Genomic DNA, 15,900 nt, shown 5'->3' with positions numbered 1-15,900 from the left:
GCTCGTCCCTTTCGTTATTGAATTTCGAATTCGAAGCTGGCCATCGTCATCTGTCCGGTATCCTCGGGTGTAATGTGGGTAATGACGTAGTACGTCCCTTTCTCCGCGAATTCCCCCTTCAGCTCGTAGGAGCCTTTGCTCTCTCCGGGTTTTGCGAGCAGTTGAGCATGGCTTTCGGGGCCTGCTCCTTTGGGCCAAATCTCAAATACGACCTGCGCCTCCGAGAGTGGACTGCTCCCTCTCGTTACTTCCGCCTTCAACGACGCTTTCTCGTTCACTTTAGGCTTCTCGGGACTAGCCGAAAATTCGATTCCGATCCGTTCCTCGCTTCCCGCCTCCGTCGCCGCCGCAGGCGAAGCCGCGCTTCGGTCCGAGCAGCCGGCGGCCAGCAGCAATCCCGCAGCGAGCAGGAGCGGCGCCGTTACGCCAATCAGTCGCTTCCTTAGCTTCAACCTCATTTCGATGCTCCCCTTCGCCTATACGATGTACTCCGGCAGCTCGATTTCCGGAACGAGCTGCAGCGTCTCCAATATTTTCGAACGATATTCGAAGAAAGCGTTGCTGTTCCGCGCTCTCGGACGAGGCAGAGGAATCCGGATCACTTCCTTGATTTGCGCAGGACGCGGCGTCATGACGACAACCCTGTCGCTCAAGTAGACAGCTTCGTCGATATCGTGAGTCACGAACAGCATCGTCGTCCCCCGTTCTTGCCAGATCCGCAAAATCTCCTCCTGCAGGTTCATCCGAGTGAACGCGTCCAACGCGCCCAGCGGCTCGTCGAGAAGCAGAACCTTCGGATGGTTCACGAGCGCGCGGGCCAGAGCTGCCCTTTGCGCCATCCCCCCGGACAGTTGGGGGGTACGCCTTCTCGAACCCTTTCAGTCCGACGAGCTCGATAAACCGATCCACCTCCGCCTTGTTCTTCGACAAAACACCGCGCGCCTCAAGCCCCGTCGCAACGTTTCTCCAGATCGTTTTCCATGGAAACAGCGTCGGATCCTGAAAAACCAAGCCGCGGGAATGATGGGACTCCCGAATCGGTTCGCCATCCAACAAAATTTCACCCGAGGTCGGAAGATCGAGACCGGTAACAAGGCGAAGAAGCGTCGACTTACCGCACCCGCTCGGACCGATCAGCGAAATGAATTCGCCCGGCTGGATGTCCAATTGCACCTTGTTCAAAGCGACTACCGAAGCTCCATGATCGTCGAACACCCGAGACACGTCGCGTATGGAAATATGGCGCCTTCCGCCGCTTTTACCATTTGATCAACCCTTTCTGCCAAATCAGAACGCGATCGCGAACCTTGAACAGCACCGTAATGATTGTCGAGAACAGCACGGCCATGATGAGCAGCGCGGCGTATACCTTGTAATATTCAGCCCAGCCTTGCGCCCAAGGATATAGAAGCCTAGTCCGGCCTTCACTCCCAGCATTTCCGCGACGACCAGCGTCACGAAGGAAGTTCCCAGCCCCATGAACAAGCCGATGAAAATGAGCGGTATTTGGTGCTTCGCGTGGCGCTTCGGCCGCTTTTCCGCTCATTTTCATCGGCTTGTTCATGGGGCTGGGAACTTCCTTCGTGACGCTGGTCGTCGCCGGAAATGCTGGGAGTGAAGGCCGGACTAGGCTTCTATATCACTTGGGCGCAAGGCTGGGCTGAATATTACAAGGTATACGCCGCGCTGCTCATCATGGCGTGCTGTTCTCGACAATCATTACGGTGCTGTTCAAGGTTCGCGATCGCGTTCTGATTTGGCAGAAAGGTTGATCAAATGTAAAAAGCGGCGGAAGGCGGCCATATTTCCATACGCGACGTGTCTCGGGTGTTCGACGATCATGGAGCTTCGGTAGTCGCTTTGAACAAGGTGCAATTGGACATCCAGCCGGGCGAATTCATTTCGCTGATCGGTCCGAGCGGGTGCGGTAAGTCGACGCTTCTTCGCCTTGTTACCGGTCTCGATCTTCCGACCTCGGGTGAAATTTTGTTGGATGGCGAACCGATTCGGGAGTTCCCATCATTCCCGCGGCTTGGTTTTCAGGATCCGACGCTGTTTCCATGGAAAACGATCTGGAGCAACGTTGCGACGGGGCTTGAGGCGGCGCGCGGTGTTTTGTCGAAGAACAAGGCGGAGGTGGATCGGTTTATCGAGCTCGTCGGACTGAAAGGGTTCGAGAAGGCGTACCCCCACCAACTGTCCGGGGGGATGGCGCAAAGGGCAGCTCTGGCCCGCGCGCTCGTGAACCATCCGAAGGTTCTGCTTCTCGACGAGCCGCTGGGCGCGTTGGACGCGTTCACTCGGATGAACCTGCAGGAGGAGATTTTGCGGATCTGGCAAGAACGGGGGACGACGATGCTGTTCGTGACTCACGATATCGACGAAGCTGTCTACTTGAGCGACAGGGTTGTCGTCATGACGCCGCGTCCTGCGCAAATCAAGGAAGTGATCCGGATTCCTCTGCCTCGTCCGAGAGCGCGGAACAGCCAACGCTTTCTTCGAATATCGTTCGAAAATATTGGAGACGCTGCAGCTCGTTCCGGAAATCGAGCTGCCGGAGTACATCGTATAGGCGAAGGGGAGCATCGAAATGAGGTTGAAGCTAAGAAGCGACTGATTGGCGTAACGGCGCCGCTCCTGCTCGCTGCGGGATTGCTGCTGGCCGCCGGCTGCTCGGACCGAAGCGCGGCTTCGCCTGCGGCGGCGACGGAGGCGGGAAGCGAGGAACGGATCGAATCGAATTTTCGGCTAGTCCCGAGAAGCCTAAAGTGAACGAGAAAAGCGTCGTTGAAGGCGGAAGTAACGAGAGGGAGCAGTCCACTCTCGGAGGCGCAGGTCGTATTTGAGATTTGGCCCAAAGGAGCAGGCCCCGAAAGCCATGCTCAACTGCTCGCAAAACCCGGAGAGAGCAAAGGCTCCTACGAGCTGAAGGGGGAATTCGCGCGAGAAAGACGTACTACGTTCATTACCCACATTACACCCGAGGATACCGGACAGATGACGATGGCCAGCTTCGAATTCGAAATTCAATAACGAAAGGGACGAGCGAGATGAAAAAAGCGCTTAGAGGAATGACGGCGGGAGCTTCGGCGCTGCTCCTATTTCTCCTGCTGTCTGTGACGGCCAACGCCGAAACGGGAAGCGGATCGGCCGCTTCCCCGGAGCCGACGGCCACGTTGCCGGCATGCCATTACATGCCTCCGGATGACGGGCAGCCCATCCAGGTGGCAACGACGAAAACGAAGACGATTCAATTGTCCCAGACCGACTCCGCCGTCAAGAGCTCGGATTACGAGAATGGAGCGGTCAAAAGTGGAGGGCTGGATACGGACGGTTGGCAAAGCTACGCTTGGGCATGGGGAGCAATTCTATTTATCGTAGTGGGAGTAAACGGGAAGGGCCTGGTTTCGCGACGCCGCGGCCTTCGTTAGAGAGATCCGGGCGGAGCAGCTTTTCCGCCCGGATTTTCAAGTCTTCGGCTCCTAACGAGCAAGCACTCCGTCGACGATGTAGCCGTCTTTGTCGATGAAGAAGGTGGACGGGATCGGGCGGATCTTGTAGCGCTTTCGCCACCGAACCGTCCTTGTCCAGAGAACGGGGAACGAGAATCCGTATTCGTCGGCAAATTCCCGCGCGGATTTTCTCGCTGTCGGCGCCGTCAGGTTGATGGCTATGATGGTCAGTTCTTTCTTGTACGTATCGTGGCAGCTTGACGAAGCTCGGAGCTTCGTCCTTGCAAGGACCGCACCAGGACGCCCAAAAATTCAGGACGACCGGTTTGCCGCGGAATTGCCGCCACTTATAAAGGCTGCCATCGATCCCCGCGCGAGGGAGAAGGATGGAGCGAGATAACCGATTTCGGGAGCTTCTTCCGCCTCGCGGGCGGGGGCCGATTGGGCGCGGGACGCTTTCGTTCGATTGTCGGACAGAGATTGGAACAAGGACGAGGAAGATCAATCCGGCGGCTAAACACGAGCACGGACCAATGACGTAATCTTTTCATAAGAAACCTCCATGTCGAACTAGTTATTGACATTTAATGTTAATGTCATTATTATAACACTATAATCCGATAGAATTAATAAGAATTTAATAAGGGTGACCAGACAGCTGGAGACGGTAAGCCATCCTTGAACGCGGAAGCGCGCGCGGTCTCCTTTTTTCGTTCGCGTCAGAATTCCGGGAAAGAGGGCGCAGCCGGTATGCGTGGCTGAATCCATAGAAGTCTCATTACAGTTATTCCTAACAGCGAGGGAAAACTAAACAGATGAAAGAACGTATTGTCGCACAAAAGATTATGGTATCGTCAGCCGCCGTGTTAGTAGCGGCGGGTGTATTGTCCGGCTGGAGAACTCAAATAACAAAGATAAACGCTTCGGCCAGCCCGAGCGCTCCGGGCTTCCGGTTCGTCGTCTGCGCTTGCTGCGCAGCCGGCAGGAGGAGCCAAAGCGCTCAAGAAAAGTGACGTTTTCGCTTACCGGGAGGAACTTGCGAAGCGCCTATCTATGCGGCGATCGAGAAAGGGTTCTTTAAAGAAGAAGGCCTGACGTTACGCTGGTTCAGCAAGATTTCGAAACGTTGAAATCGGCATGCCTCGGGCAAAGTCGACGCACGGTCGGCAATTTCGCTTGGTTCAAGCCGATCGAGCAAGGCTCGACGTAAAGCTGAACGGAGGGCTGCATGCCGGATGCATTCAGCTTGTCGCTCCGGGGCGATTCCGGTATCAAATCCGTGGCGGATCTCAAAGGCAAAAATCATTGGAGTGGACGTCATCGGCGGAGGTCCGCAAATTACGCTGTCGATCGCTTTGAAGCAGCAAGGGCTGGATCCGCAGAAAGACGTGGAATGGAGAGCTTACCCTTCGCAGCAGCTTGCGACCGCGCGGAGAAAGGCGAGATCGCCGCGTTCATCGTTTGGGATCCTGCCGCTCAGCAAGCTATCGACGATAAGAAGTATGTGCGCCTGCTAAGCAACGGCCACGATGAGCCGTTCAAATCCGGCTATTGCTGCTATCTCCGTCATCAGCGGCAAAGTGGCGGAGGAAGATGCGCGGATTTGAAACGGCTCAATCGTGGCCGTTGCTTAGCAGGCGCACATGACTTCTTATCGTCGATAGCTTTGCTGAGCGGCCGGGATCCCAACGATGAACGCGGCGATCTCGCCTTTCTCCGCAGGCGGTCGCAAGCTGCTGCGAAGGGGTAAAGCTCTCATTCCACGTCTTTCTGCGGACAGCCCTTGCTTGCTTCAAAGCGATCGACAGCGTAATTTGCGGCCTCCCGCGAATGACGTCCATCGCAATGATTTTGCCTTTGAGATTCGCGCCACGGGATTTCGATACCGGAATCGCCCGGAGCGACAAGCTGCAAATGCTCCGGCAATCGCAGCCCTCCCGTCAGTTCACGGTCGAGCCCTTGCTCGATCGGCTTGTAACCAAGCGAAATTGCCGACTGTGCGTCGAACTTTGCCCGAGGCAAGTGGCCGATTTCAACGTTTCCGAATCTTGCTGAACCCAGCGTAACGCGTCCAGGCCTTCTTTCTTTAAAGAACCTTTCTCGATCGCGGCATAGATAGGCGCTTCGCAAGTTCTCCGCTGTAAGCGAACGTCATTTCTGAGCGCCTTGGCTCCTCCTGCCGCCTGCAGCAGCTGCGACGACGAACCGGAAGCGGAGCGCTCGGGCTGGCCGAAGCGTTATCTTGTTATTTGAAGTCTCCACAGCCGGACAAACACCGCCGCTACTAAGCACGGCGGCTGCACGATACCCATAATCTTTTGTGCGACTACGTTCTTCATCTGTTTAGGTTCGCCTCCTAGTTAGGAATAACTGTCAATGAGACCTTTATGGATTCACACGCATACGGCTGCGCCCTTTTCCCGGAATTCTGACGCGAACGAAAAAGAGAGACCGGCGCCTTCCCGTTCAAGGATGGCTTAACGTTCCCTGTCTGGTCACCTTTAAATTCTATATTCTATCGGATTTATAGTGTTATATAATGACAATTACACATTAATGTCATAACTAGTCGACTATGGAAGGTTTCTTTTACTGATAAAGATTACGTCATTGGTGTGCTCGATGTTAGCCGCGCGGCTTGATCTTCCTCGTCTGTTCCAATCTCTGTCGCGACCAATCGACCGAAAGCGCTCCCGCGCCCAATCGGCCCCCGCCCGCGAGGCGGAAGAAGCCTACCGGGAAATCGTTATCTCGCTCCATCGCTTTCTCCCTCGCCGGGATCGATGGCAGCTTTATTAAGTGGCGGCATTCCCGCGGCAAGACCTCCGTCTGAATTTTTGGCGGTCCTGGTTCCGGTCTTGCAAGGACGAAGCTCCGAGATTGTCAGCTGCACGATACTAAAGAAGAACTGACCATACATAGCCATCAACCTGACGGCGCCGACAGCGCAGAAATCCGCGCGGGAATTTGCCGACGAATACGGATTCTCGTTCCCCGTTCTTTGGACCAAGGACGGTTCGGTGGCGGAAAGCGCTACAGATCCGCCGATCCCGTCCACCTTCTTCATCGACAAAGACGCGTACATCGTCGACGGAGTGCTTTGGCTCGTTAGGCAGCCGAAGACTTGAAAATCCGGGCGAAAAGCTGCTCCGCCGCGGAATCTCTCTTAACGAAGGCCCCCGCGGCGTCGCGAAACCAGGCCCTTCCGGTTAGCTCCCATACGATAAATACGAATTGCTCCCCATCCCAAGCGTAGCTTTTGGCCAACGCGTCTCGTATCCAGCCCTCACTTTTGAAACGCTTCCATTCTCGTAATTTCCGAGCTCTTTGACGGCGGGAGTCGGTCCTGGGGACAATTGAATCGTCTTCGTTTCGTCGTTGCCACCTGGATGGGCTGCCCGTCAATCCGGAGGCATGGTATATGGCATGCCGGCAACGTGGCCGTCGGCTCCAGGGGAAGCGGCCGATGCCGCTTCCGTTTCGGCGTTGGCCGTCACAGCCGCAGGAGAAATAGGAGCAGCGCGAAGCTCCCGCCGTAATTCCTCTAAGCGCTTTTTTCGATCTCGCTGCGTCCCTTTCGTTATTGACATTTCGAATTCGAAGCTGGCATCGTCGATCTGTCCGGTACTCCTCGGGGTGTAATGTTGGGTTAATGAACGTAGTACGTCCTTTCTCCGCGAATTTCCCCTTCAGCTCGTAGGAGCCTTTGGCTCTCTCGGGTTTTTGCGAGCAGTTGAGCATGGCTTTCGGGCCTGCTCCTTTGGGCCAAATCTCAATACGGACCTCGCCTTCCGAGAGTGGACTGCTCCTCTCGTTACTCCGCTTCCAACGACGCTTTCTTCGTTCACGTTTAGGCTTTCTCGGGACTAGCCGAAAATTCCGATTCCGAATCCTTCCTCGCTTCCCCGCCTCCGTCGCGAGCAGGCGAAGGCCGCGCTTCGGTCCGAGCAGCCGGCCGGCAGCAGCAATCCCGCCGCGAGCAGGAGCGGCGCCGTTACGCCATCAGTCGCTTCTTAGGCTTCAACCTCATTTCGATGCTCCCTTCGCCTATACGATGTACTCCGGCAAGCTTCGATTTCCCGGAACGAGCTGCAGCGTCTCCAATATTTTCGAACGATATTCGAAGAAAGCGTTGCTGTTCGCGCTCTCGGAACGAGCAGAGGAATCCGGATCACTTCCTTGATTTGCGCAGGACGCGGCGTCATGACGACAACCCCTGTCGCTCAAGTAGACAGCTCGTCGCATATCGTGAGTCACGAACAGCATTCGTCGTCCCCCGTTCTTGCCAGATCCGCAAAATCTCCTCCTGCAGGTTCATCCGAGTGAACGCGTCCAACGCGCCCAGCGGCTCGTCGAGAAGCAGAACCTTCGGATGGTTCACGAGCGCGCGGGCCAGAGCTGCCCTTTGCGCCATCCCCCCGGACAGTTGGTGGGGGTACGCCTTCTCGAACCCTTTCAGTCCGACGAGCTCGATAAACCGATCCACCTCCGCCTTGTTCTTCGACAAAACACCGCGCGCCTCAAGCCCCGTCGCAACGTTGCTCCAGATCGTTTTCCATGGAAACAGCGTCGGATCCTGAAAAACCAAGCCGCGGGAATGATGGGACTCCCGAATCGGTTCGCCATCCAACAAAATTTCACCCGAGGTCGGAAGATCGAGACCGGTAACAAGGCGAAGAAGCGTCGACTTACCGCACCCGCTCGGACCGATCAGCGAAATGAATTCGCCCGGCTGGATGTCCAATTGCACCTTGTTCAAAGCGACTACCGAAGCTCCATGATCGTCGAACACCCGAGACACGTCGCGTATGGAAATATGGCCGCCTTCCGCCGCTTTTACCATTTGATCAACCCTTTCTGCCAAATCAGAACGCGATCGCGAACCTTGAACAGCACCGTAATGATTGTCGAGAACAGCACGGCCATGATGAGCAGCGCGGCGTATACCTTGTAATATTCAGCCCAGCCTTGCGCCCAAGTGATATAGAAGCCTAGTCCGGCCTTCACTCCCAGCATTTCCGCGACGACCAGCGTCACGAAGGAAGTTCCCAGCCCCATGAACAAGCCGATGAAAATGAGCGGAAAAGCGGCCGGAAGCGCCACGCGAAGCACCAAATACCTCTCCGTAGCTCCCAGTGTCTTGGCAACCTCGAAGAACGATTTGTTCACGCTTGAGATCCCCGACCAGGTCATGACGGAGACGGGGAACCACGTCCCTAGCGCAATGAGGAAGATGCTCGCGGTAAAGCTGGAAGGAAACACGAGCAGAACGACGGGAATCCATGCGGTAGCCGGAACAGGCCCGATAAACCGCAAGAACGGATTCACCCAATACTGAAACAGTTTGTACCACCCCATCAGAATTCCGGTGATCACACCAAAAAAAGCGCCGATCAGATAACCGATCGCGAGCAACCGAAGCGAGTACAGCGTACAGATGAACAGCTTCTCCCGGTCGTTCACGAGCGCATCGGTAATTTTCACCGGCGATGGGAAATACGGAAGCGGCAATGCGTCGAGCTTAAGCGTCAGCAGCTCCCAGGCACCGATCAGCAAGATAATGAACGCCGTTATCGGCGCTTGATATCGCAGCTTGGCGCGAGCTCCTTCGAAGACGAACGAAGCGCCGGTCCACAATAAGTAGACGGCCAGCAAAATCTCGATAGCATAAGCGTAGATATCCGACTTGAGGACCGGCTGCTTGTCGGGGAGCAGGTAGTGAATCGCCAGCACGGCGATCAGACTCAGGGAGGGAAGCAGCAAACGAACGGCGGCGGATAGAGATACACTTGCTTTGCGGCGAATTCGGGCTTCGCCATAGCGAATGTTTTCGGCGATTTCCATTGTTCAGGGGTCAACCTCCTTGGATTCTATCGGAAAAACAAAAAAAGAGATCCTCCCATGCGGGCTGGATCTCCGGTTGTCCGGTCGATTATTTTATTATTCCGATAACATTAGTCGGTATTTGTTTTTATAACCATAGCATTCTCCTCGCATAATTGTCAATAGATGGTTAACGAGCGGCGGTTGACGGCTTTTACCAGGCTATGATACATTCTTTTCAAATTATTCTGCTAAATTTACTCGGAATTATAGGGGTGAACGCACTGTGGCGAAAAAACGTCAAATCAAGCTGGCCGCCTACATGGTGGGAACAGGTATGCACGTCGCGTCGTGGAGGCTTCCGGACGCTCGGCCGGACGCCAGCATCGACATCGACTTTTACCGCCGGCTGGCGCAAACCGCGGAGCGCGGAAAGTTCGATATCGCCTTCCTGGCGGACAGCCTGGCGATCAACGAGCAGTCCCATCCGAATATCCTGAACCGATTCGAACCGATTACGCTGATCGCGGCGCTGGCCGGAGCGACCTCCAGAATCGGCCTTGTCGCAACCGCCTCGACCTCTTATATCGAGCCCTTCAACATGGCGCGCCTGATCATGTCCGTCGACCATATCAGCAAAGGACGCGCAGGCTGGAACATTGTGACAACGCGCGATCTGTCCGGCAATACGGCCCGCAACTTCGGAGCGGAAGAGCACCTTGACCACGGATACCGTTACAAGAGAGCGGAGCAATTCCTCGAAGTCGTCCGCGGACTGTGGGATTCGTGGGAGGACGACGCCTTCGTTCGCGACAAGGACAGCGGCCGCTTCTTCGATCCGGGCAAGCTACACCGGGTGAACCACAAGAGCGAATTTTTCTCGGTTGAGGGTCCCCTCAACATCGGCCGATCCCCGCAAGGGCAGCCCGTGCTTGTGCAAGCGGGTATTTCGGATGCCGGCCAGCATTTCAGCGCCAAAGTCGGCGAAGTGATTTTCTCGATCAAATACAGCTTGGAGGACGCCAAATCTTTCTACCAGTCGTACAAAGACAAGCTCGCGGCCGTCGGCCGCAATCCGGAGGAGGTATTCATTCTCCAAGGCATTTCTCCGATCATCGGCAGAACTGAGGAGGAAGCGAGAGAGAAGCTTAAGCGATTGGAAGGTCTCATTACCGAAGAGACCGGCTTATCGTTCCTGACCGATTATTTCCAAGGCGTCGACTTCAGCGGCCATACGCTCGATTCGCGCTCCGAAGAGCTCGGTCTCGGCCAATTGGAGCTGACCAAGTCCGATTACAAGAAGCATCAGGAAGTTATCGTCAGGGAAAACCCGAAGCTGCGCGAGCTGTATTCCTTGCTGACCGGCTCTTTCAGCGGCGACCATCTCGTCGGAACGCCGGAAAAAATCGCCGACACGCTGGAACTCTGGTTCACCGAAGGCGCCGCCGACGGCTTCATGCTCATGGCGCCTTCGCTGCCGGACGGTCTCGAAGACTTCGTCGAGCTCGTCGTACCGCTCCTGCAGGAGCGCGGATTGTTCCGCCTCGACTATGAAGGCTCGACGTTGCGGGAGCATCTCGGCCTGCCCGTACCGGCGAACCGGTACAGCTTGCCTTTCGCAGAAGCCGCGACCGAGGCAGATTCGACCGCAACAGCCGTCGCAGCCAGCGGAAACGCTCCAACAAACTAGCCAATAAACAATAAAGCGAAAAAATCGTTTTATTCCATGTGCGACCACTAACCAAGGGTGCAATAAGACGAAGAATTCGTCTTATTGCCTCTCAATCGCCCTCCGTTTCGAGCTCCGCACCCAAATAGCACGACTTCATCGTCTTATTTCGCTCAACCATCAATCGCATCGAACAAATAAGACGAAAAATTCGCTTTATCTCGTTCCAGACAGAGACGACGGTAGCCGAACGTGCCCGGATTGCCCAATACGATCTACAAAGGATGGCCGGGTGGCGCAAATCATCCCATAACGACCGACTGCCGACTATTCCGTGCAAACAAACTTCTCTCTAACGACTAACAGCCAGACCGCGCACTTTCGAAAATCCGCCAGATGGTGCCACTTTCGACCATTTACCGGATTTCCAAATTTACATTGTCGAGTATTGTCGCATCTGGTACAATGTAGAAAATTATAAGCCAACTTAAGGGCTATGCATTTCTGGCGATGCCAGCAACAACCCCGCTTCTTGTGAGCGGGGTTGTTTTTTTCATTTTCCCACGTACAAATGGAGGAGATTCTCAATGACCACAACGAAAGAAACGAGAGTTGTCTTGACGAAAGAGGATCTGATCGATCAATTCAAAAGCTGTGGAGTAGCGGAAGGGCAGACGATATTCGTCCATACCTCGCTCAAAAGCCTAGGTTTTGTCGTGGGCGGCGCCGAAACGGTCATACGCGCGCTGTTGGAAATCGTCGGCGAGGAAGGAACGCTGATGATGCCGTCGCAAACCTGGAAAAATCTCGATCCGACAACGGGCGTGCACTGGGAAGTGCCTGTTGAATGGTGGCCGATTATTCGAGAGAACTGGCCGGCTTACGACAAGGAAGTCACTCCCGCAATCGGGATGGGCACCGTCGCCGAAATGCTGCGGAAGTGGCCCGGAGCCAGCAGATCGGACCATCCTGCCCGATCGATAGCCGCAGTAGGCAAGCATGCCGACTATTTGACGAAGGATCATGATTTAAGCGTTATTTTCGGCAAAGGCTCTCCTGTCGATAAACTATACGAGCTCGATGGACACATTCTGCTGATAGGCGTCGGATACGACAAAAATACGTCGTTGCATCTGGCCGAAACCAGAGCCGATTTCCCTACCAAACGGTTCGCCGACGAGAGCAGCGCAATTATGATCGACGGACGGAGAACATGGGTGACTTACAATACTCAAGCGGTGGATGACGAGGATTTTGTCCGGTTGGGCGAAGAGTACGACGCAGCTCATAGCATCCTGGTTCACAAGGTCGGAAACGCCGACGTGCGTTTGCTGCGGCAGCGGCCGCTCGTGGACTGGAGCGTCCAATGGATGGAGAAGAACAGGAAATAAGGGCGATGATCTGAACCTTGTCGGTCTTAGCCTAGCCTGTTAAGCAATCCGTTGACCAAACCACACAAGCCCCTTCGTCCTTAAGGACGAAGGGGCTTTGCTCATGCATGCGTTTAACCCGAGTATTAAATCGGCAACCCGCTCAAACGGCGGGAACCTCGGAGAAGGCTTCCATTAGAAGCTCATAGGAACGAAACCGTTTCTTAGCGTCGCGGATGGTAGCGATCACGATGAACTCGTCGACGCCGTAGCGATCCCGGACTTCGAGCAGCTGCTTGCGCACGAGTTCCTTGCCGCCGTGAATGACGTAGGCCGGCCGCACTTCAATGCGGTATTTCTCCTCGGCCTGCCGGCCGTATTCCTCCGCGTGCTCGACGCTGCCTACCGTAATGATCCGCCCCCCCTCCAGATGAATACGGACGATCCGGTAATCGTCCGCCAGGGATTGCGCTTCCTCATCCGAATCGGCTGTAATGACGGGAACGGCAAGCAGCGCCTCAGGCTTCGATACCGTCGGCGAATAGGAATCCGCGACGAATCGGGCTCGATAGGCTTCGAACGCTTTCGCGGCCTCTTCCTCGTCGTTGTTGATAAACTGAGCGAACACATAAGGCAAGCCCAAGCTCGCCGCCGATTCCGCGCTCAACGAGCTCGCCCCGAGCAAATACAAAGAAGCCGGCTGGCGCGGAATAGGGCTCGCTTTGAGTCCTGCAATCGCATGCTTCGTCAATGGCCGATCTTGAATATACGCTCTCAGCTCCTCGATTTTATCCGGCAGAGGCCGGGACTCGACCGCTCCTTTTTGCAGCGCCTGAATGGAATGCGGCAGCCCGCCGGGGGTTCTCCCGATCCCCAGATCCACGCGCCCCGGAGCCAACGAAGCGAGCACGTTGAAATTTTCCGCTACCTTGTAGGGACTGTAATGCTGCAGCATAACGCCGCCCGAGCCGACGCGAATCGTGCTCGTGAGCGCCAGCAAATGCGAGATCAGCACTTCGGGGGAGGAACCCGCAACCAGATTGGAATCGTGATGCTCGGATACCCAGAACCGGTAATAGCCCCAACTCTCTGCGAGCCGCGCCAGCTCGATCGTCTGGCGAAACGCCGCAGCCGGATCTTCGCCCGGGTTCAACAGCGTTTGGTCCAGAATGCTCAGCCGTACGGACATGTTATCCCCTCCTACGCCTCGACTTGGGCGCTCTCCGCAAACAACGCCTCAAAGCGATCCAGTTCGGTATGAACATACGCCTCATAGACCCCGTCGCCGCTCTCGCGGTTCTGAACTTCGACGACCGGCACGAGACGGGTGCCGTATTTCAGCTCCAGGATGTCTCTCAGGTCGTCTCTCCCCTCCACATCGACGATCGCATAAGCCTGATCGTTCGCCGCTAGCACGCCCTTCACTCTCTCGCAATAAGAACAGCCTTTCTTTCCCCATAATATATATTTACGAGCTTGTTCAGCCGACACGCTCATCGCCTCCGTTATTTGAATGGGGTTGCAAAACCATTTCCGGCAACGACTCGATCGAAGCGACCGTCGGTTCATGATCGATCTCCTCTATTCCGAGCCGGCCGTACCGATTGACGAGAATCGCATCCATGCCTACGCGCGCGCTGCCGACAATATCGTCGTAATAGTTGTCGCCCACATAGACGCATTCCTCCGGGGCGACTCCCGCCAATGCGAAGGAATGACGAAAAATAGACTCCTCCGGCTTCGTCCATCCGACCTCGGACGAGACGCCGATAGCGTCGAAATACGGAGCCAGACCGTGCTCGTCTAACAAACGCCGGGCCGTCGCGTCCCAGTTGCTAATGAGGCCGACTCCGATAGAGCCCCGCTTCAGGCTGCGCAGCACCGATTCCGAGAACGGATAAGGCTGCCATTTGCTCCGCTCCCGCTGTTGAAGCTCCATGAGCCTTTCATACTGCGCACTTAATCCGAACTCCACTCCGAGCTTATGATTGAGTACCCCAAGGTACCATGGAAAATAAAGACGCTCCTCCTTCGCCAGCACCCCGGGGTACGCTCTCATGAAATATTTGTCCGCCAGATGATACGCCAGCCCGACTTCCTCCTCGGTTCGATCGATCCCGTTCTCTCTCAGGAACGACCGATAGACACGTTCCCGCGGCTTATACACCAGCGTGTAGCCCAGATCGAACCAGACGAAGGACTTGCCGCGCAAGTCCCGCTTTCGCTTCCCCATCCGTCAGCCTACAGCTTCTTCAACGACAACGCTTGCCTTGCGGATAGCCTGCTCCAGATCGTCGATCAAATCGTCGGGGTCCTCGATCCCGATCGATAAGCGGATCAAATCCGGCGAAGCGCCCGCCGCCAGCAATTCCTCCTCCGACAGCTGAGCATGGGTCGTGCTGGCCGGATGGATAACGAGCGACTTCGCGTCCGCCACATTCGCCAGATGGGAGAACAGCTCCAAGCTGTCGATGAACCGGTTCGCCGCCTCGTAGCCGCCCTTGAGCCCGAAGGAAAAGATCGAGCCTGGCCCTTTCGGAAAATATTTTTGCGCCAATTCGTAATAAGGGCTGCTCTCCAGTCCTGGATAGTTGACCCACGCAACGTCTGGATGGTTGTTCAAATAATCGACCACGCGGCGCGCATTGGAGAGATGCTTCTCGACGCGCAGCGACAGCGTCTCGATTCCTTGAAGCAGCAAGAACGAGTTGAACGGACTGATCGCTGCTCCGATGTCCCTAAGAAATTGAATTCTCACCTTTGTTATGAATGCCAGCTCGCCGAACTTCTCGACGTACTGCAATCCGCCGTAGCTTTTGTCCGGCTCCGTGAAGCCGGGAAACTTGCCGCCGGTCCAGTCGAATTTTCCGCTGTCGACGATAAGCCCTCCGATAGACGTTCCGTGACCGCCGATGTACTTGGTCGCGGAATGGACGACGACGTCGGCGCCATGATCGAAAGGACGAATGAGATACGGCGTTCCGAAAGTATTGTCCACGATGAGCGGAATGCCGTTCTCGTGGGCGATAGCGGCGATGCGCTCGATATCGAGGACGTTAAGCCTCGGGTTGCCGATCGATTCGATGAATACCGCCTTCGTCTTATCGTTAATGGCTTTCCGGAAATTTTCCGGATCGTCGGGATTCACGAAGCGGGTCGTGATGCCGAGCTTCGGCAAAGTAACGTCGAACAGGTTGTACGTCCCGCCGTAGAGCGTGCTGGCCGATACGATTTCATCGCCTGCACCCGCTACGTTGAAGATGGAATACGTAACCGCAGCCGAGCCCGAAGCGACCGCCAGTGCGCCGACTCCGCCCTCGAGAGCCGCTATTCGCTGCTCAAGCACGTCGTTGGTTGGATTGACGACCCGCGTGTACGTGTTCCCGACTTCGTCGAAATTGATGACCGCTTTGGCATGTTCAGTGCTTTTGAATACGAAGGAGGTCGTCTGGTAAATCGGCACCGCTCTCGCTCCCGTCGCCGGATCCGGCTGCTGTCCTCCGTGCACCTGCAAGGTGTCGAACCTCCACTTGCGTTGCGGATTGGCTTGATCGCTCATCCTCTTCATCTCCTTGGGTTAGAAAAT

19 protein-coding genes and 3 pseudogenes are annotated in these 15,900 nt (G+C 55.7%); 7 read left to right on the top strand and 15 right to left on the bottom strand.

Annotation, left to right across the window (positions count from 1 at the left end; genetic code table 11):
- Positions 1-14: 14 nt before the first annotated feature.
- The 3 genes and pseudogenes from D3H35_RS14240 to D3H35_RS14230 form a co-directional block, all read right to left on the bottom strand.
- Positions 15-458, bottom strand: a complete 444-nt coding sequence (locus D3H35_RS14240; RefSeq protein WP_119149975.1) for a FixH family protein — start codon at positions 456-458, stop codon at positions 15-17.
- Between the two features lie 18 nt (positions 459-476).
- Positions 477-1,173 (bottom strand): annotated as a pseudogene (locus D3H35_RS14235) (ABC transporter ATP-binding protein).
- Positions 1,174-1,258: 85 nt separating this feature from the next.
- Positions 1,259-1,564, bottom strand: coding sequence for a hypothetical protein (locus D3H35_RS14230; RefSeq protein WP_199728522.1), 306 nt, complete (start codon positions 1,562-1,564; stop codon positions 1,259-1,261).
- 263 nt (positions 1,565-1,827) lie between these two features.
- Between D3H35_RS14230 and D3H35_RS14220 the strand changes: the two genes are divergently transcribed.
- Genes D3H35_RS14220 through D3H35_RS14210 form a run of 3 tightly spaced genes read left to right on the top strand, consistent with a single transcriptional unit; the run spans position 1,828 to position 3,431 of the window.
- A complete protein-coding gene (locus tag D3H35_RS14220) occupies positions 1,828-2,772 on the top strand; it encodes an ABC transporter ATP-binding protein (protein ID WP_199728521.1) in 945 nt (314 codons plus the stop codon).
- Between the two features lie 15 nt (positions 2,773-2,787).
- On the top strand, positions 2,788-3,033 hold the full coding sequence (locus D3H35_RS14215; RefSeq protein ID WP_119149974.1) for a hypothetical protein: 246 nt from the start codon (positions 2,788-2,790) through the stop codon (positions 3,031-3,033).
- A 17-nt stretch (positions 3,034-3,050) separates the two neighbouring features.
- Entirely contained in the window at positions 3,051-3,431 is a 381-nt protein-coding gene (locus tag D3H35_RS14210; protein WP_119149973.1) for a hypothetical protein, read from the top strand.
- Between the two features lie 51 nt (positions 3,432-3,482).
- Here the strand turns inward: D3H35_RS14210 and D3H35_RS34860 are convergent, their stop codons facing one another.
- Together D3H35_RS34860 and D3H35_RS34855 are read right to left on the bottom strand one after the other, a co-directional pair.
- Positions 3,483-3,764 carry a peroxiredoxin family protein gene (locus D3H35_RS34860; RefSeq protein ID WP_411675154.1) on the bottom strand — a complete coding sequence of 94 codons (282 nt, stop codon included), beginning with the start codon at positions 3,762-3,764 and terminating at the stop codon, positions 3,483-3,485.
- Positions 3,733-3,957, bottom strand: a pseudogene (locus D3H35_RS34855) (TlpA family protein disulfide reductase); the annotation flags it as partial. The gene D3H35_RS34860 and the pseudogene D3H35_RS34855, both read right to left, overlap by 32 nt.
- 541 nt (positions 3,958-4,498) lie before the next feature.
- Between D3H35_RS34855 and D3H35_RS34850 the strand changes: the two are divergent.
- Positions 4,499-4,582 (top strand): annotated as a pseudogene (locus tag D3H35_RS34850) (ABC transporter substrate-binding protein); the annotation flags it as partial.
- 263 nt (positions 4,583-4,845) lie between these two features.
- Positions 4,846-5,202: a hypothetical protein gene (locus D3H35_RS14195; RefSeq protein ID WP_147355842.1), complete on the top strand. Its 357-nt coding sequence runs from the start codon at positions 4,846-4,848 to the stop codon at positions 5,200-5,202.
- 5 nt (positions 5,203-5,207) lie between these two features.
- Here D3H35_RS14195 and D3H35_RS14190 read toward each other — a convergent pair whose 3' ends face one another.
- From D3H35_RS14190 to D3H35_RS14165, 6 genes are all read right to left on the bottom strand, one after another.
- Positions 5,208-5,474, bottom strand: coding sequence for a hypothetical protein (locus D3H35_RS14190; protein WP_147355841.1), 267 nt, complete (start codon positions 5,472-5,474; stop codon positions 5,208-5,210).
- A 603-nt stretch (positions 5,475-6,077) separates the two neighbouring features.
- Positions 6,078-6,212 (bottom strand): hypothetical protein, encoded by a 135-nt coding sequence (locus D3H35_RS33550; protein WP_267901392.1) that lies wholly within the window; start codon positions 6,210-6,212, stop codon positions 6,078-6,080.
- A 348-nt stretch (positions 6,213-6,560) separates the two neighbouring features.
- Complete coding sequence (locus D3H35_RS30790) at positions 6,561-6,719, bottom strand: hypothetical protein (protein WP_158594112.1); 159 nt, start codon at positions 6,717-6,719, stop codon at positions 6,561-6,563.
- 746 nt (positions 6,720-7,465) lie between these two features.
- Entirely contained in the window at positions 7,466-7,657 is a 192-nt protein-coding gene (locus D3H35_RS31335; RefSeq protein WP_199728519.1) for a hypothetical protein, read from the bottom strand.
- Positions 7,654-8,295 (bottom strand): ABC transporter ATP-binding protein, encoded by a 642-nt coding sequence (locus tag D3H35_RS14170; RefSeq protein WP_199728518.1) that lies wholly within the window; start codon positions 8,293-8,295, stop codon positions 7,654-7,656. Before D3H35_RS14170 ends, D3H35_RS31335 begins: the two co-directional genes overlap by 4 nt.
- A complete protein-coding gene (locus D3H35_RS14165; protein WP_119149966.1) occupies positions 8,289-9,296 on the bottom strand; it encodes an ABC transporter permease in 1,008 nt (335 codons plus the stop codon). The genes D3H35_RS14170 and D3H35_RS14165 overlap by 7 nt, the downstream gene beginning before the upstream one ends.
- 265 nt (positions 9,297-9,561) lie before the next feature.
- Between D3H35_RS14165 and D3H35_RS14160 the strand changes: the two genes are divergently transcribed.
- Positions 9,562-10,965, top strand: coding sequence for an LLM class flavin-dependent oxidoreductase (locus D3H35_RS14160; protein WP_119149965.1), 1,404 nt, complete (start codon positions 9,562-9,564; stop codon positions 10,963-10,965).
- A 566-nt stretch (positions 10,966-11,531) separates the two neighbouring features.
- Entirely contained in the window at positions 11,532-12,335 is an 804-nt protein-coding gene (locus D3H35_RS14155; protein WP_119149964.1) for an AAC(3) family N-acetyltransferase, read from the top strand.
- Between the two features lie 142 nt (positions 12,336-12,477).
- Here the strand turns inward: D3H35_RS14155 and D3H35_RS14150 are convergent, their stop codons facing one another.
- Genes D3H35_RS14150 through D3H35_RS14135 form a run of 4 tightly spaced genes read right to left on the bottom strand, consistent with a single transcriptional unit; the run spans position 12,478 to position 15,873 of the window.
- Positions 12,478-13,503 (bottom strand): LLM class flavin-dependent oxidoreductase, encoded by a 1,026-nt coding sequence (locus tag D3H35_RS14150; RefSeq protein ID WP_119149963.1) that lies wholly within the window; start codon positions 13,501-13,503, stop codon positions 12,478-12,480.
- A gap of 11 nt (positions 13,504-13,514) precedes the next feature.
- Positions 13,515-13,811, bottom strand: a complete 297-nt coding sequence (locus D3H35_RS14145) for a glutaredoxin family protein (protein ID WP_378125014.1) — start codon at positions 13,809-13,811, stop codon at positions 13,515-13,517.
- The gene (locus tag D3H35_RS14140) at positions 13,795-14,547 is read right to left on the bottom strand and encodes an HAD family hydrolase (RefSeq protein ID WP_119149961.1); all 753 of its coding nucleotides are present in this window, start codon (positions 14,545-14,547) and stop codon (positions 13,795-13,797) included. Before D3H35_RS14140 ends, D3H35_RS14145 begins: the two co-directional genes overlap by 17 nt.
- Positions 14,548-14,550: 3 nt before the next feature.
- Positions 14,551-15,873: an O-acetylhomoserine aminocarboxypropyltransferase/cysteine synthase family protein gene (locus D3H35_RS14135; protein WP_119149960.1), complete on the bottom strand. Its 1,323-nt coding sequence runs from the start codon at positions 15,871-15,873 to the stop codon at positions 14,551-14,553.
- Between the last annotated feature and the right edge of the window lie 27 nt (positions 15,874-15,900).

It is taken from the genome of Cohnella faecalis (assembly GCF_003570905.1).
Taxonomy (GTDB): domain Bacteria; phylum Bacillota; class Bacilli; order Paenibacillales; family Paenibacillaceae; genus Cohnella; species Cohnella faecalis.
Note: the sequence above shows the minus strand (reverse complement) of the source record. Positions and strands in the feature narration are given on the sequence as shown.

Excerpts from the sequence above, each read along its gene's own strand:
- D3H35_RS14240 (WP_119149975.1), bottom strand. The coding sequence starts at position 458 with ATGAGGTTGAAGCTAAGGAAGCGACTGATTGGCGTAACGGCGCCGCTC.
- D3H35_RS14230 (WP_199728522.1), bottom strand. The coding sequence starts at position 1,564 with ATGAACAAGCCGATGAAAATGAGCGGAAAAGCGGCCGAAGCGCCACGC.
- D3H35_RS14210 (WP_119149973.1), top strand. The coding sequence starts at position 3,051 with ATGAAAAAAGCGCTTAGAGGAATGACGGCGGGAGCTTCGGCGCTGCTC.
- D3H35_RS14195 (WP_147355842.1), top strand. The coding sequence starts at position 4,846 with ATGGAGAGCTTACCCTTCGCAGCAGCTTGCGACCGCGCGGAGAAAGGC.
- D3H35_RS33550 (WP_267901392.1), bottom strand. The coding sequence starts at position 6,212 with ATGGAGCGAGATAACGATTTCCCGGTAGGCTTCTTCCGCCTCGCGGGC.
- D3H35_RS31335 (WP_199728519.1), bottom strand. The coding sequence starts at position 7,657 with ATGACGCCGCGTCCTGCGCAAATCAAGGAAGTGATCCGGATTCCTCTG.
- D3H35_RS14170 (WP_199728518.1), bottom strand. The coding sequence starts at position 8,295 with ATGGTAAAAGCGGCGGAAGGCGGCCATATTTCCATACGCGACGTGTCT.
- D3H35_RS14165 (WP_119149966.1), bottom strand. The coding sequence starts at position 9,296 with ATGGAAATCGCCGAAAACATTCGCTATGGCGAAGCCCGAATTCGCCGC.
- D3H35_RS14155 (WP_119149964.1), top strand. The coding sequence starts at position 11,532 with ATGACCACAACGAAAGAAACGAGAGTTGTCTTGACGAAAGAGGATCTG.
- D3H35_RS14150 (WP_119149963.1), bottom strand. The coding sequence starts at position 13,503 with ATGTCCGTACGGCTGAGCATTCTGGACCAAACGCTGTTGAACCCGGGC.
- D3H35_RS14145 (WP_378125014.1), bottom strand. The coding sequence starts at position 13,811 with ATGAGCGTGTCGGCTGAACAAGCTCGTAAATATATATTATGGGGAAAG.
- D3H35_RS14140 (WP_119149961.1), bottom strand. The coding sequence starts at position 14,547 with ATGGGGAAGCGAAAGCGGGACTTGCGCGGCAAGTCCTTCGTCTGGTTC.
- D3H35_RS14135 (WP_119149960.1), bottom strand. The coding sequence starts at position 15,873 with ATGAGCGATCAAGCCAATCCGCAACGCAAGTGGAGGTTCGACACCTTG.